The following is a 14,170-nucleotide window of genomic DNA, read 5'->3' as shown; positions in this document are numbered from 1 at the left end:
ATCAAAATAGTTTTGTAATTCTTACTATTAGATGATGGAAATACGATATGGATATACGGCACTGGGATTCATCCTTCGTCAGAATGACCAGATTGTGAAGTATGACTCGATTATACATAATTCCATTAATTGATTTGTGAAATTTTTAAAAACAATCAATTCGTGCTAATTCGTGTAATTCGTGTCAAAATAAAATTCATATATTTTTTTCCAAAAAAAATAACAATTTTTTGGTAGGGTAATCTACTACAAGACTGTTTTACTATTGAATCTCATTATAAGAAAAAAATGAAAAAATCAATAGTTTTTGTAATCGTCTTGTTATTAATGATTTCCGTAGGTATTTATCTGTATTACGGAGTTGTTTTTAAAGAAGCACGCAATATAGCCTTAGAAATGCCTGATTCCAACATTACAGCAACAACTTTACTTAAAGAGTATGATGCAAATCCGAAAGAAGCGGATTTAGTTTATCTCAATAAAACTATTGAAATAACGGGACTAATAACCAAAAAAACAGATTCGGTACTTATTCTTGAAAATACAGTTTTCTGTCTTTTTACTAAAAAAATAAAAAATATTCCTAAAAACAATATAGTAACCATTAAAGGAAAATGTATCGGTTACGATGATTTATTTCAGGAAGTTAAATTGGATCAATGCATTATTAGTAAACAAAACAATTAATGAATTTATGAAGAAATTATTTGTCACAGTCTGTATTTTCTTGGCCACGATAGCGTATTCCCAAGATGATTTACTCAAAAGTATTGATTCTACGCAGGTAGAAGACAGCTATGCAACAGCCACTTTCAAAGCTTTGCAATTGGTAACATTACAATCCACAAAATTACCAGCCAAAAAGGAGTTCTATTTTGTGATATCACATCGTTTCGGTTCTGTCAAGGATGGTTTGGATGGCTTTTTTGGTCTTGATAATGCGACTACAAAATTGGGTGGTATTTACGGAATTACCGATTGGTTGTCTGTTAGCCTTTCCAGACATACATTAAACAAAATGTACGAAATCGGACTGAAATACCGATTGATGAGACAAGACGATAATTTTCCTCTGGATATTGTTGGGTATAGTGTGTGGGATATCAACACATTTCTAGACACGGATCAATATCCGGGTTTAGAATTTAAGCATCGGAATATAGGCATTCAACAGTTGTTGATTTCAAGAAAAGTCAATAAAAAATTATCATTAGAAGTGATCCCTTCTTTTATACATAGAAATCTTTACGATCCAGCTTTAGAAAATGATAATCAGTTTTCGTTTGGTGGGGGAGGACGCTATAAAATCACTAAGAGGCTGTCCGTAAACTTAGAATATATGTACAATTTTGATCAACCTAGTTTTTATGAAAATCCATTGTCAGTAGGTTTGGATATTGAAACTGGAGGGCATGTTTTTCAATTATTATTTACCAATTCACAATCCATGAGCGAAAGCGGGTATCTCACAAATGCAGCCGGAAATTGGGGTAAAGGAGATTTCTTCTTCGGATTTAACATATACAGAGTATTTTAATAACTATAAATATATACACGATGAAAAAAGCAATCGCACTCACAATTTTATTAGCCTCATTAGCAAGTTGTAGTAATTCTGATACCTATGACGATATCTCAACACCACCAGAAACTGTTACGCCACCTATAACTGACCCATCGATAATAACTTATACCAAAGATGTAAAAGCAGTTATTGATGCTAATTGTATAGGTTGTCACAAAAGTGGAGGGGCTGCATCTTTCAGACCACTAACTACATATGCTGAAGTAAAAGCAGCTGTACAAACCGCACAATTATTAGATAGAATTCAGTTGCAAAATGGTCAGGAAGGTCTTATGCCTAAAACTGGAAGAATGTCTCAAGCCAATATTGATTTGATTCTAAAATGGAATACAGATGGATTAAAAAATTAATAGTGATGAAAAAATCAGTTCTAAAAATCTTTCTGATACTGTTGATTGCTGCTGTACATACAAATGGTTTTGCCCAAAAATTAATAACAAAAACGGGAACTATAAAATTTCAGGCTTCTGTGCCAGGGTATGAAGAAGTGGCAGCAGAAAGCAAAAGTGTTTCGGCGGTTTTGGAATCATCAACTGGAGATTTTGCTGCTTTGGTTCTTGTAAAAGGTTTTCGGTTTAAAGTTGCTCTAATGGAAGAACATTTCAATGAAAACTATATGGAATCTGAAAAGTTTCCAAAAGCAACTCTAAAAGGTAAAATTGAAGATTTTGATATTTCAAAAATCACAAACATCTCTAAAGATTTTAATTTAAAAGGTGAGCTTACCATACATGGAAAAATACAGCCGTTAGCAGTAATTGTGAGAGCTTCTAAAGTTGCAAATGGGATTACTATTATAGGTTCCTTTGAAGTAAAACCTGAAGATTTTGATATTAAAATTCCAAGCATTGTCAGACAAAAAGTGGCGGACAAAGTGAAAATCAATTACAATTTTTTATTGGTTAAATAATTTAGTTTTAATTGATGTAATAGTTTAAATAAATGCTCTTTATCATTTAATTAATAATTCAATATTTATTTTTTTATAACCTTAAACAAATTTATATGTTCAGTAAAAACTATAGTGTTACCGGAGAAGATGTGAATGATTATATGGTAATGGAAAGCAAAGCCTATATTTCATACACACTTCGATTATTATATCATTTTTTGTTTGATAAAGGATTTTCTAAAGAGAAACTCAACATTTTGAATTTAGGTTTGCAGGAAAAAAATCAAGCATTAGTTTGTTATAAAGATCTAATGTTTACCGAACGCTTTTCGGTTGAGTTGAAACAATGTTATATAGATAATAAAATCAGTATTAAAAGTTACTTTTTAAATTCCAAAAGAGAACATTGTGCAGAAGTAACGATAGAAGTAGAGTGGTTTGACAATGCTTGTAAAGAAGTAATAATGCCGCCCAAACAAATTTTGCAACATTTTAATTTGAATGTTGGAGTATAGACTAAAAAATTTGCCACACTTTTAATTAAAAATTAAAGTGAAATAGTAGTATTTATTTCTACTTATTTCTACCAAAATTACAATTGGAATAATCCAATTATTACTGAACCTTTTAAATTCATTATTAACTAATAAAAAATTGCAATTATGAAACGATTATTAATTATTCCCGCAATGTTTTTTCTTGTTTTGATAACTCCTTCGTGCTCCAATGATGATAATGAGGATACAAATCCTCCAACTGATGTCATTACTGTTTTTAATGCTACTTTGTCCGCTGCAACTGGTGTCACTTCATCAGCATCTGGAACTGCAGTACTTAAATTAAATCAAACCAAAAAAACATTTGAAATTACCGTAACTTACACAGGACTAACACCGACCCATGGTCATATTCATGGAGCCGATGGAGCAGTTGTAATTCCTTTTCCTGATGCAACTATTGCAACCTCACCATTTACTGTTACTGGTACTATAACTGATGCTCAAATTTTGGAGCTTATGGCTAATCATTATTATGTTAACTTACATACCACAAGTAATCCTGGTGGAGAAATCAGCGGAATACTTATGAAAGGCTCAACTACCGGAACTGGTGGAGGAGGAGGTGGTCCATATTAATAGCAAACAAAACAAAAAAATGTTATTAAAATGACCTCTTTAATTCAAACGAATGTAAGATGATATACTTTTTATTTAAAAAAAATCCCTAACAAACAGAATTTAAATCTTGATTGTTAGGGATTTTTAGTATGTAAAAGCTAAGTGTATAGCTTAATGGTTTAGCCTTAAGCGCTCAATTAATTTGAATAATTTATTTAAAAGCGGCTTAAATTTTGCTTTCATCTTCAACAGCATCCTGCCATTTAGTCCAAACCTTCACATTCGCATCATAACCATCGTACCCAAAGTTTTGACTTAATTGTCCATTAATATTAGGTTCTATAGCAAGTTTGTATGGAATTGGCCAGTAATTATTACGCTTATCCATAGTATAAAACTTTACACCTGGTTTAATAGAAATACCAGCTGGATATTTGTTGTAAAGGGTATAATGCACAATACGTTGCCACCAATAACTGCCTCCAGATGCATCTCTTCCAGATTGCTTATCCCAATTGGTTTTGCTGTAAATATTACCCCATTCATCCGGTTTTCCGCTAAGAGCGAGACAGTGCGAAATACGTTTTAACTCCACATTTCTCCATTCTTCTAGATAAAGTTCTCTTCCTCTTTCAGCACAAATATCACCAATAGTTACAGTGGTATACATTTGTGAAGCTTTTGCTCTTGTTCTTACAACATTCACATCCTGAGCTGCACCTGCAACATTCCCTTGATAAAAACGAGCTTCTGCACGTAATAGATAGGTCTCAGCCAAACGATATATGTACATATGTGCACTGGCTCCAGCAGTAGCTCCCTGAAAATCATTAGCAGTTGGGGTGGTTTCAGCTACAACATCATGATAAAAGATTTTATAATGAGGAAAATCAAACCAATCACGAATAGAATCCAATGCTAACAGTTTTCCATTTGCATCTTTCATTCTAAAATTTTGTCCAGCCCATGTAACACTACCACCTGCACCAGAAGCATATTTTAGATCTTTCATATGCACCCAGTTACCGACAGTGCTATTATGTCTAAGATCTTGATTATCCTCAACACCGTTTACAACCCACATAGGATGTTGTGAATAATAAGAAGCACTTATGGTACCAATACCGCGTCCTAATGCTCTTTGATAATCATATTTTGCATTATAATTAGTTTTATCAGTCAATGGGAAACGAGGTGCTGCAGTCTTACCATCAGGAGTAATTAAATTAGCATCATTCCAGTTAGGCCCAAAAATTCTCATCGAAGCAAATGCTAAAAATGATTGTGCTCCTCCATTTGGTGCAACCAATATAGCTTCAGTATTAGAACCTATAACTTTGTTTTCAGGTCTGTGTAAATCCCAGATCACATTTCTGGTAATAGGCCATGCCGTAGGATTTCCTCCCGGATCAAAAATTCCCAAATTGTTTTGCACCAAAGAGTAACCTGATTGATTAATAAGAATGTTTGCTTGTGCTTCAGCATCAGCAAATCTGCCCGACGCCAAATAACACTTAATCAGTAACTGACGGCATGCTCCTTTACTAACCATACCTACATACCCAATTTTTGATTGGTCTGGTACCCATTGTACAGCTTTCTCCATATCAGCTGTAATCATTTCTATGATGGCTTCTTTTTTAGTAGAGTAATAACTCTGCTTTGGAACTTCCAAAATTTTAGTAATCAATGGTATGTCTCCAAATTCATACACAAGATTAAGATAGCGGTAAGCTCTATGAAAATAAGCTTGTCCAATATATTTATTTTTAACATCCTCGGATAAACTTTTCACATCACCAATATACGTTAATATGGTATTAGCATTCTTAATCCCTGTATAGGCTTCAGTCCAAAGAAACCCAAGATAAATTGACTCACCACCTGCATCTCTTCGGAACACATCTGTACCGGCAGAAGGAACGATAGTATTAGCATAATCAGCAATACTACCATTCGTATCCGTTTTTCCATATTGCGCCATATCAGAAAAAAGATACTCAGTACCAATAGGAACACTAACACCAGAAAAATTATAATGAACATAATTATTACGAAGCTGTTTATCGCATAGTGCTAATGTTGCCTGCAACCCAGCTTCGGTGTTAAATGTATTTTCAGGTTTATAAAATGAAAGAGGATCTGCTTCAAGAAAATCTTTGGAACAAGAAACAGACATAGCGGCCAATACTGCCAAAGGCACCAGTCTTGAAATTTTATTTTTTATATATTTTTTCATTTTTGAGTAATCTTTAAAGTTGTACATTCAAACCTAAATTAAACATTCGTGTGGCCAATCCCCCGTTATCAGTATCTCCTTCTGGATCTCCATAATATTTCCATTCTTTAGAAGCACACCATGTTGCTACGTTTTGAACCGAAGTATAAATTTTTAAATTTTTAATTTTTAGTTTTGTTGTAAGATCTTTTGGAAAAGAGTAGGCCAACGAAATATTGTCAAGACGGATAAAACTACGGTCATACAATTTCCCTGGTGCAGCTGGAGTTCCAGCAGGACCCTTACCATCAAGACGCGCCCAATCATTGGTTGGGTTGTCAAGTGTCCAATATGGATTTACATATGGATTGAAGTTGAACTTATACAAACTACTATCGTTGAAAGTATTCACATAGCTTGAATTAAGTGATTTTTGACCCATATTAGAATACATATTTATAGTAAGATCCCAATTTTTATAAATCTTAAACTCATTTCGCAACGACCACTGTACAGGAGGAGTTTTATCGCCTAAAAACTGCTTGTCTTTTTCATTATAAACTGCTTTTTTATAAGCAACACCATCTCTGTCTACGGCATCAACATCGTCTCCAGTATAGCTATTTTCGACTTTTGGATCACCAGGACGTTGTCCGTATCTTTCAGCTTCTTTCCACTCATCCTTTTGCCAAATTCCAGATACTTTGTAATCCCAAATTTCAGTGATCGATTTACCTATAAACCATCCATTGTTTGAATCATCGCCTTCTTTCTGTCCAATAACATTGCCATTTGCATCTTTAATATCTACCATATTGCCATATAATGATATAATAGTATTATTGTTATAAGATATTCCTAATCCGGTACGCCATTCAAAATTAGGTTTTGTCATATTAACAGTGCTGATAGTTATTTCAAAACCTTTATTTTGAACCTCTCCAAGGTTGGTTGCAATTGATGAAAAACCTGTAAACCCAGGTAAAGCTTGACTCATAATCATATCATGGGTAGCCGTTTTGTAAAGGTCAACAGTAGCAGAAATGCGATTATTTAAGAAACCTAAGTCAAGACCAATATTTACTGCGCCTGTTTTTTCCCATTCTAGATTTGGATTTGCCATACGATCAAGTGATAAATACTTCATCTCAAGAGCTTTTCCTGAAGCATCGAGATAACCCATTGTTCCATTACTTACCAAGTTTGATAAAGAAATGTACGGATCATTAAGCGATCTATTTCCATTTTCACCCCAAGACAAACGTAATTTACCAGCGGACATCGCATCCCAATTAATCCAGTTTTCATTTTTAAAGTTCCATGCAACAGCTAGAGAAGGAAAAACTGCATAAGGATTTGAAGCTCCAAAAGCTGAATATCCATCGCGACGGATAGAAGCCGTCAACATATAACGATTATCAAACGAATAGAAAAGTCTTGCCATCAATGCATCTGCTGTTTGATGCGTGTCTTCTGATCTAAGCTTGCTATTTGCCATTGTTGCTGTATCAACATTGTGAAAACCCAAAGCATCACTAGGCAGAATATTATATGCATCCATTCCATCTGACCAATAACGGCGTTCTTCAGCTTCTTGAACAAAAGTTGCTACGAAATGGTGTTTCTCAGCAAATGTATAATCCCATGCTAATGTATTATTTAAACTATAATCAAATCTCATATTATTATTTCTATTTGCTCCATTGGTAGCAGGAGGATTATTTGGATTCGCTGTAGACTTGAAATAGCGATCGTGATAGAATTGATAACGAGGAGAAATATTAAATGTGTAAGTGATCCCCAAAGGCAAAGTCACCTTAGTATTGAAAATGGAATTCAATGTAACATATCCTGTCTCTTTCTCAATAAATTGGCGTTCGTAGTAATAGTTGTAATTCTGTCCGGAAACATTTTTTCCCATTGGTTGTCTTTCATAGTTGCCATTTGCATCTTTAAGGGTTCCAAAAGGACTGGTTCGCAACATATTATTATCTCCAGATCTAGTACCTAATGAAGGTGTGATATCTCCATCTGAACGATCTTGAAAATTGACGTTTGCTCCAAAGTCAAGCCAATCAGTAATTTTAGCATCAATTTTCATATTGGCACGAGCTGCTTTATAATCATTTCCAACAATAGCTCCTTGTGCAGTTAAATAACCAAAAGACATATAATAATTTACTTTGTCACCTGCTCCAGAAATACTCAAATTATTGTCATGGTTAATTCCTGTTCTAAAAGAAAGATCATTCCAATTCTGTGTTTTTCCAGCTAAGAAATTGGCCATCAGAGAAGGATCGAAATTTAAACCCAAACGAGTTCCCCATACTTCCTTCACACTTTTGCCTGCTGTTTGCGTAGCTGGTTGATAAGCTAACCATTGAGCTTCAGTAATACCCCACTTGGTTAAATCATTAGGATTTGAGAAATATCCCGGTTTACCATTAGCAACTGTCCCGGATATCCACGCTTCGTATTGGCCTGTTGTTGTATTAGGTCCATAAGTTGCTGCAGTCTCCCAATCTTCACGATATTTTAAATACCCTTCTGGAGAATACACAGTACGATAGGCACTCTTAGTATTAACCGTAGTGTTTGTAGTAAGACTAATAATAGGTTTGCCTGTTTTACCTTTTTTGGTTGAAATAACAATAACACCTGCAGCCGCTTTTGCACCATATACAGATGCAGACGCTGCGTCTTTTAAAATATCGATCTGGCCAATATCATCAGGGTTGATTTCTGAAAGCTCACCGTAAAATTGCATTCCGTCTAAAATAATAAGTGGTGAGTTATGAACGCCATCATTATTGGGATTGTAAACAGAAGTTTGTCCACGAATTTGCATTTTACCTCCTCCTTTTGCAGAAGCGTCATAACCTACTTTTAGACCAGGAACTCCTCTCAAAATATCTTGAACGGTTTGTGGGTTTTGGTTTGCCAGTTTATCTGGCGTAATCTGAACGATCGCCCCAGTTAAATCCTTTTTCTTCATTTTACCATACCCGACTACGACAACCTCCTCCAATGAAGTTGTTGCTTTTTGCAATTTTACAGTAATTGAAGTTTCGCCCTTTAAAATAACTTCTTTAGTTATATAACCTAAATAAGATAATTCTAATACTGAATTTTCGTTATCTACTGTTAAAGTAAATTTTCCGTCAAAATCTGTTAAAGCAGCATTTTTAGTTCCTTTTTCTAAAACATTCACACCTGCCAGTGGTATACCGTTTTCATCATTAACTTGTCCCTTAATTTCTTTTCGGAGTTGTAAATCTTTTGACACATCCGTGCTTTTAGAACTAATGGCGTATCCATGGATCTGAGATAAAGAAAGCAATAAACAGAAGATCATCACTTTCTTTTTCAAATTAAATCCAGATACGCAATCAGTATCTTTTTTAATTCTAGTAAAATTTGTCATTCTAGATTGTAATTTTTGGTTATTAAATAGATTAGTTTTTTTAAAATCACCATCACATTTTGTCATAATGATTTCGATACAAAATTGAATAATATTGATTCTAACAGAGAGTAAAAAAGTACGTTTTAGGGTATATTATAGTCTTAGCTAAGTGTTTATCATGTTTTTTCAGTATAAAAAAATATATCTACTAAAAAAACAAGTAAAAAAATATTGAATTGATAAAACGCTAAGAAAAATAAAACTCAATAATTAATCTTATAATAAAAAAAGCGATTGCAAAACAACCGCACAACAAATCACTATTGAGTTCTATTGTAAATACTAAAATTTGAAGTGAAAATGCATTTCAGCTAGAATTTTATTACTTTAGAACGAAAAGAATAAAAATATTTATCAGGGAAGAGAAATTAAAAAAAATTAAAAAGCAGACCTATAAGCCGGATTCTGTTCTCGTTATTTCTAACGATACCTTATCATTTATCTAGACTTATAATTACTCATAAGCTCAAGCTATCTACCCTTCAGCAACGGACGAGAAGCCCTTAAATGCTGATATACTTGATATTTCACCGCATAGAGTTTACCTGGTTTCACTACAGCATTACCTGTACATACTTTCTGTTGCACTTGTCCTAATTCCAATTGCTTGGAACCGACGGGTGTTACCCGCTATGCTTCTCTATGGTGTCCGGACTTTCCTCCCTCCGCCGAGGCGGACGACGATAAGGCGGTCTGCGGTGCAAACTTACAATATTAATTATGGTAAGTCAAGAATTACATTTTTTACTTTAACAATCATTTTATAATGACTTAAAATTAAAATGGTTAACTTTAGATGATAACTGTAAATATTTTAAAGATGAAACCGACCTATCATTATACCACAGTTCTAGAGGCTTTAGAAGATTTAAAAGAAAAAGGTTTCGTTCATGATTTTAATCTTCATCATGAAATTATTGTAACAAATCCACAAGACTATTGTGTCGAACATGTGTATCGTTATGAAGGTGAAACAGACCCAGGTGATGAATCGGTTGTGTATGGTATCGCTTCTATTTTTGGTGTAAAAGGAGTGTTTGTTTCTGGTTTTTCGGCTAATTCTGATAATGAGGCAGCACAAATTCTAGAAAAATTAATTATTGAAAGCAATGGAAAACTAGATTTTTTATAATTGTCTGCTACCTTTCTCTGAATTTAATTTTTAGACAGTAAAACCATTAAGGCGTTTATAAAGATTAAAATTTAAAAAAGCATCAAATAGTAAAATATGGTCGAAACTGATTTTATAAAAATCGAAGCTATTCAAATTGCCGAATCATTTAATATTAAAAAACTACGCAACGAATTCGGTCATGAATCACATTCTAGTTCTCCATCTGAAATTTTTTATACGTTAAATGACAAAAATAGTTATCTCTATATTTTCGATTATGGAGTTATTGTTTTGGCTAATTATTCTGCTTCTGAAAAAAAGGAATTGATTGATTTTGTTCGTAATTATGCCACCACAATAGTTGATTTGGACTTGTCCGAAGAGTACCAAATAGAAATTAACCCAAATATTCCAAAAGTAGTAATCAAGAATGATTATGTTACAGTTCCTTTTGTAAATCCTTTAGTAATGAGAATTATAATGCTCAACATCGGGCAATCTGTCGCTTTAGATTATTATGAAGAACTTACAAATGAGCTTATCAGCTCTTCCAGAGTCTATATATTAGAGTTGGAGAAAAGAGGAAGACTCAGTATTTCAAAAAGTAATTTGCTTAAATACATTGGAAAAGTGCTGAATGTCAAAAATAGCATCGTTGATAATCTGTATATTCTGGACGATCCTAATTTGGTTTGGGATAATGAAGAACTCAACCTTTTAAACAGGCAACTAAAAGCTAATTTTGATATCAATCCACGCTTCAGGGATTTGGACTATCGTCTGGATATTGTCGAAGATAATCTTAGGTTATTTACAGATGTTTTAAATGTTCGGGAAAGTTCTCGATTAGAATGGATCGTGATTATTCTAATCTTTTTGGAAATTATGATTGCCATGTTTTTCCACTGATTCAATATTTTAATAAAAATAACCATTAAGAAATTGAGCTAAATCATTTTTGTCAATTTCTTAATGGTTAAATAAAATCTATGTTTATTCTTTATAATTTATTAATGTAGCTCCCAAACATATCTTTAAATTGATATCCTTCGGAAAAGCGATCTTTACTCAATTTTTTAAATTCAACTAATCCCCAAAGCACAAATTCTTTCATGAAAAATTGATCTTCCGGGCTTAAATCTGGATGGTGTTTCTTAATTAGTTTATTCAATGGCGGAATGCTATTCAAAGTTGTTTGGTATTCCTCATCGCTATAATCGTCTAATATTTCAAAACCATTTTCAGTAAAAAACCAATCCAAAATATCGGTATAATCAGTTCTAACACCTTGCTTTTCTAATTTTTCAATTTTAGGAAAATATAATGGAAAGAAAGTGCGGATGGCATCTTCTATCAAATGACTTGCCACTATAGCAGCTCCTTCCTGTTCTCCTTCGTAAACCAATTCTACCTTACCAGTAATCGATGGAATAATCCCCATGAAGTCAGATAAACGAATTGAAGTTCGGTCAACTCCAGCTTTTAGAGCGCGACGTTCGGCTGTGCTTAATAAATTTTCGTAAGCAGTAATGCTCAATCGGGCACTTACACCACTTTTGTTATCAATAAATTCACTTTCACGAGCTTCAAAACTTATTTGTTCTAGTAAATCTTTTGCCAAAGAAGGAACATAAACCAAGTCAGTTTGATTGGTATCTAATTTAGCTTCTTGAGTTGTGATAGTACGTGCGATTTTAATGTTTTCAGGATAATGAGTCAGAATTTGAGAGCCAATCCTGTCTTTCAAAGGAGTAACGATACTTCCTCTGTTGGTGTAATCTTCAGGGTTTGCGGTGAATACAAACTGCATATCAAGAGGCAATCTAAGTTTGAAACCTCGAATCTGTATGTCTCCTTCTTGTAGAATGTTAAATAAAGCTACTTGAATTCTAGCTTGAAGGTCAGGTAACTCATTAATCACAAAAATACAACGATTAGCACGAGGAATCATTCCAAAATGAATTACTCGATCATCTGCATAAGATAACCTTAAATTTGCCGCTTTTATTGGATCTACATCGCCTATCAAATCGGCAACGGTTACATCAGGTGTTGCTAGTTTTTCGAAAAAACGATCATTTCTATGCAACCAGGAAATTGGAGTATCATCACCTTTTTCCAAAATTAAATCTTTTGCAAAACGAGATAGCGGTTGCAATGGATCATCATTTATCTCAGATCCGGTTACGTATGGGATATATTCGTCCAACAACTCAATCATTTTTCGAGCTAATCGAGTTTTTGCCTGACCACGAAGCCCCAATAAATTAATATTATGGCGAGAAAGTATTGCTCGTTCTAATTCAGGAATAACAGTATTTTCAAATCCATGAATGCCTTCAAAAGTTGGCTCTCCTGATTTAATTTTCTCTCTCAAATTATGGCGTAATTCGTTTTTTATACTTTTACTTTGATATCCGGATTTCTTTAATTCGCCCAGATTATTTATGTTTTCAATTTTCATATATTCTTTTTAAAGTTGCTAAGATTCTAAGTTGCTAATTCTAAGAATCAAGTTTGATTAATTTTGTTTGTTTTTATAATAGCAAAAAAGCAGCAAAAACTCATAATTCATAATTTATAATTCATAATTTATAATTACTTAATCCGTTTCTTCCTATTGGTTTCATAATCCTGAAAAATCATTTCGCCCAAACCTTTTAAACCAGTATAAAAAGCTTTTCCTTGATTGGCTTCGGTAAAATAATTTACAAATTTTTGCAAATAAGGATCATTTGCAATCATAAAAGTGGTTATTGGAATATGTAATTTTCTAGCTTGTTGCGCTTGAGTATAACATTTGTCAACTATATATTGATCTAAACCATTGCTATTCATATAATAAGTACCATCTTTTTCTATCACACAGCTAGGTTTTCCATCGGTAATCATGAAAATTTGTTTGTTGGTGTTTTTCTTTCTTCTCAACAAATCCATTGCCAATTGCAAACCAGCAACGGTATTGGTATGATAAGGGCCAACTTTTAAATACGGCAAATCCTTAATCGAAATTCGCCAGGCATCATTTCCAAAAACGAGTATATCTAAAGTGTCTTTTGGGTAACGTGTTGTGATTAATTCGGCTAGCGCCATTGCTACTTTTTTGGCAGGAGTAATTCGGTCTTCACCATACAAAATCATACTGTGGCTGATATCAATCATCAAAACAGTGCTCATCTGGGATTTATATTGCGTTTCCTCAACAATGAGGTCATTTTCTGTGAGTATAAAATCACCAACGCCATTATTGATTTGTGCATTGCGTAAACTTTCCGTTATAGAGATATTTTCTAATGCATCTCCAAAATGAAACTCCCGAAATTCACCGGCATGTTCATCTCCATTACCAACATGCTTGGTTTTGTGGTTTCCACTCCCTGATTTTTTTATATTTCCGAAAATAGTTTCCAAAGCTTGTTGTCTAATGGCGCGTTCTGTTTTAGCTGTGATACCGGTACCAGATGTTCCATCATCTTTTATTTCTTCTCGGATGTATCCTTTTTTCTTTAAATCCTCAATAAAATCATCAATAGTATAGGACGAATCGGTTAATTTGTATTCTTTGTCTAATTCGCGCAACCAATTGATAGCTTCATCAAAATCACCTGAAGTATGTGTGATAAGTTCTTTGAAAATAGCAAAGAGCTTATCAAAAGGCGATTGAAACGGAGCTTCGTAAGTCTTAAAATAAAATCCTTTTTTTACTGTATTGTTCATAAATATAAATTTAGATTATTTTTAAATGAACTGACAACAAACAATTTATAATTTTAAGTT

At 33.5% G+C, this 14,170-nt stretch carries 12 protein-coding genes and 1 other RNA gene; 8 read left to right on the top strand and 5 right to left on the bottom strand.

Going from position 1 to position 14,170, the window contains the following annotated elements; translation table 11 throughout:
• Positions 1 to 288 precede the first annotated feature (288 nt).
• From VLC96_RS03180 to VLC96_RS03155, 6 genes are all read left to right on the top strand, one after another.
• Complete coding sequence (locus VLC96_RS03180; RefSeq protein ID WP_325260602.1) at positions 289 to 687, top strand: OB-fold protein; 399 nt, start codon at positions 289 to 291, stop codon at positions 685 to 687.
• Between the two features lie 7 nt (positions 688 to 694).
• Positions 695 to 1,537, top strand: coding sequence for a DUF5777 family beta-barrel protein (locus VLC96_RS03175; RefSeq protein WP_325260601.1), 843 nt, complete (start codon positions 695 to 697; stop codon positions 1,535 to 1,537).
• Between the two features lie 20 nt (positions 1,538 to 1,557).
• Positions 1,558 to 1,935, top strand: a complete 378-nt coding sequence (locus VLC96_RS03170; RefSeq protein WP_325260600.1) for a c-type cytochrome — start codon at positions 1,558 to 1,560, stop codon at positions 1,933 to 1,935.
• Between the two features lie 5 nt (positions 1,936 to 1,940).
• Entirely contained in the window at positions 1,941 to 2,495 is a 555-nt protein-coding gene (locus VLC96_RS03165) for a YceI family protein (protein ID WP_325260599.1), read from the top strand.
• Positions 2,496 to 2,590: 95 nt separating this feature from the next.
• A complete protein-coding gene (locus VLC96_RS03160; RefSeq protein ID WP_325260598.1) occupies positions 2,591 to 2,992 on the top strand; it encodes a hypothetical protein in 402 nt (133 codons plus the stop codon).
• Between the two features lie 147 nt (positions 2,993 to 3,139).
• Complete coding sequence (locus tag VLC96_RS03155; RefSeq protein ID WP_325260597.1) at positions 3,140 to 3,613, top strand: CHRD domain-containing protein; 474 nt, start codon at positions 3,140 to 3,142, stop codon at positions 3,611 to 3,613.
• Between the two features lie 208 nt (positions 3,614 to 3,821).
• Here the strand turns inward: VLC96_RS03155 and VLC96_RS03150 are convergent, their stop codons facing one another.
• The 3 genes from VLC96_RS03150 to rnpB form a co-directional block, all read right to left on the bottom strand.
• Complete coding sequence (locus VLC96_RS03150) at positions 3,822 to 5,834, bottom strand: RagB/SusD family nutrient uptake outer membrane protein (RefSeq protein ID WP_325260596.1); 2,013 nt, start codon at positions 5,832 to 5,834, stop codon at positions 3,822 to 3,824.
• A gap of 13 nt (positions 5,835 to 5,847) precedes the next feature.
• Positions 5,848 to 9,237, bottom strand: coding sequence for a SusC/RagA family TonB-linked outer membrane protein (locus VLC96_RS03145; protein WP_325260595.1), 3,390 nt, complete (start codon positions 9,235 to 9,237; stop codon positions 5,848 to 5,850).
• 420 nt (positions 9,238 to 9,657) lie between these two features.
• An RNA gene (gene rnpB / locus VLC96_RS03140) (RNase P RNA component class A) lies at positions 9,658 to 9,979 on the bottom strand.
• A gap of 120 nt (positions 9,980 to 10,099) precedes the next feature.
• Between rnpB and VLC96_RS03135 the strand changes: the two genes are divergently transcribed.
• A complete protein-coding gene (locus VLC96_RS03135) occupies positions 10,100 to 10,411 on the top strand; it encodes a hypothetical protein (RefSeq protein ID WP_325260594.1) in 312 nt (103 codons plus the stop codon).
• A 96-nt stretch (positions 10,412 to 10,507) separates the two neighbouring features.
• Positions 10,508 to 11,302 carry an RMD1 family protein gene (locus VLC96_RS03130; RefSeq protein WP_325260593.1) on the top strand — a complete coding sequence of 265 codons (795 nt, stop codon included), beginning with the start codon at positions 10,508 to 10,510 and terminating at the stop codon, positions 11,300 to 11,302.
• Positions 11,303 to 11,393: 91 nt separating this feature from the next.
• Here the strand turns inward: VLC96_RS03130 and VLC96_RS03125 are convergent, their stop codons facing one another.
• Positions 11,394 to 12,857, bottom strand: coding sequence for an AAA family ATPase (locus tag VLC96_RS03125; RefSeq protein WP_325260592.1), 1,464 nt, complete (start codon positions 12,855 to 12,857; stop codon positions 11,394 to 11,396).
• 134 nt (positions 12,858 to 12,991) lie between these two features.
• Positions 12,992 to 14,110, bottom strand: a complete 1,119-nt coding sequence (locus VLC96_RS03120; protein WP_325260591.1) for a vWA domain-containing protein — start codon at positions 14,108 to 14,110, stop codon at positions 12,992 to 12,994.
• Positions 14,111 to 14,170: the final 60 nt, after the last annotated feature.

This window comes from Flavobacterium sp., from assembly GCF_035456085.1.
GTDB lineage: Bacteria > Bacteroidota > Bacteroidia > Flavobacteriales > Flavobacteriaceae > Flavobacterium.
This window is presented reverse-complemented; position numbering and strand designations above follow the sequence as displayed.

What these genes read in the sequence shown, in the direction of transcription:
- VLC96_RS03180 (WP_325260602.1), top strand. Translation starts at nt 289, where the DNA reads ATGAAAAAATCAATAGTTTTTGTAATCGTCTTGTTATTAATGATTTCC.
- VLC96_RS03175 (WP_325260601.1), top strand. Translation starts at nt 695, where the DNA reads ATGAAGAAATTATTTGTCACAGTCTGTATTTTCTTGGCCACGATAGCG.
- VLC96_RS03170 (WP_325260600.1), top strand. Translation starts at nt 1,558, where the DNA reads ATGAAAAAAGCAATCGCACTCACAATTTTATTAGCCTCATTAGCAAGT.
- VLC96_RS03165 (WP_325260599.1), top strand. Translation starts at nt 1,941, where the DNA reads ATGAAAAAATCAGTTCTAAAAATCTTTCTGATACTGTTGATTGCTGCT.
- VLC96_RS03160 (WP_325260598.1), top strand. Translation starts at nt 2,591, where the DNA reads ATGTTCAGTAAAAACTATAGTGTTACCGGAGAAGATGTGAATGATTAT.
- VLC96_RS03155 (WP_325260597.1), top strand. Translation starts at nt 3,140, where the DNA reads ATGAAACGATTATTAATTATTCCCGCAATGTTTTTTCTTGTTTTGATA.
- VLC96_RS03150 (WP_325260596.1), bottom strand. Translation starts at nt 5,834, where the DNA reads ATGAAAAAATATATAAAAAATAAAATTTCAAGACTGGTGCCTTTGGCA.
- VLC96_RS03145 (WP_325260595.1), bottom strand. Translation starts at nt 9,237, where the DNA reads ATGACAAATTTTACTAGAATTAAAAAAGATACTGATTGCGTATCTGGA.
- VLC96_RS03135 (WP_325260594.1), top strand. Translation starts at nt 10,100, where the DNA reads ATGAAACCGACCTATCATTATACCACAGTTCTAGAGGCTTTAGAAGAT.
- VLC96_RS03130 (WP_325260593.1), top strand. Translation starts at nt 10,508, where the DNA reads ATGGTCGAAACTGATTTTATAAAAATCGAAGCTATTCAAATTGCCGAA.
- VLC96_RS03125 (WP_325260592.1), bottom strand. Translation starts at nt 12,857, where the DNA reads ATGAAAATTGAAAACATAAATAATCTGGGCGAATTAAAGAAATCCGGA.
- VLC96_RS03120 (WP_325260591.1), bottom strand. Translation starts at nt 14,110, where the DNA reads ATGAACAATACAGTAAAAAAAGGATTTTATTTTAAGACTTACGAAGCT.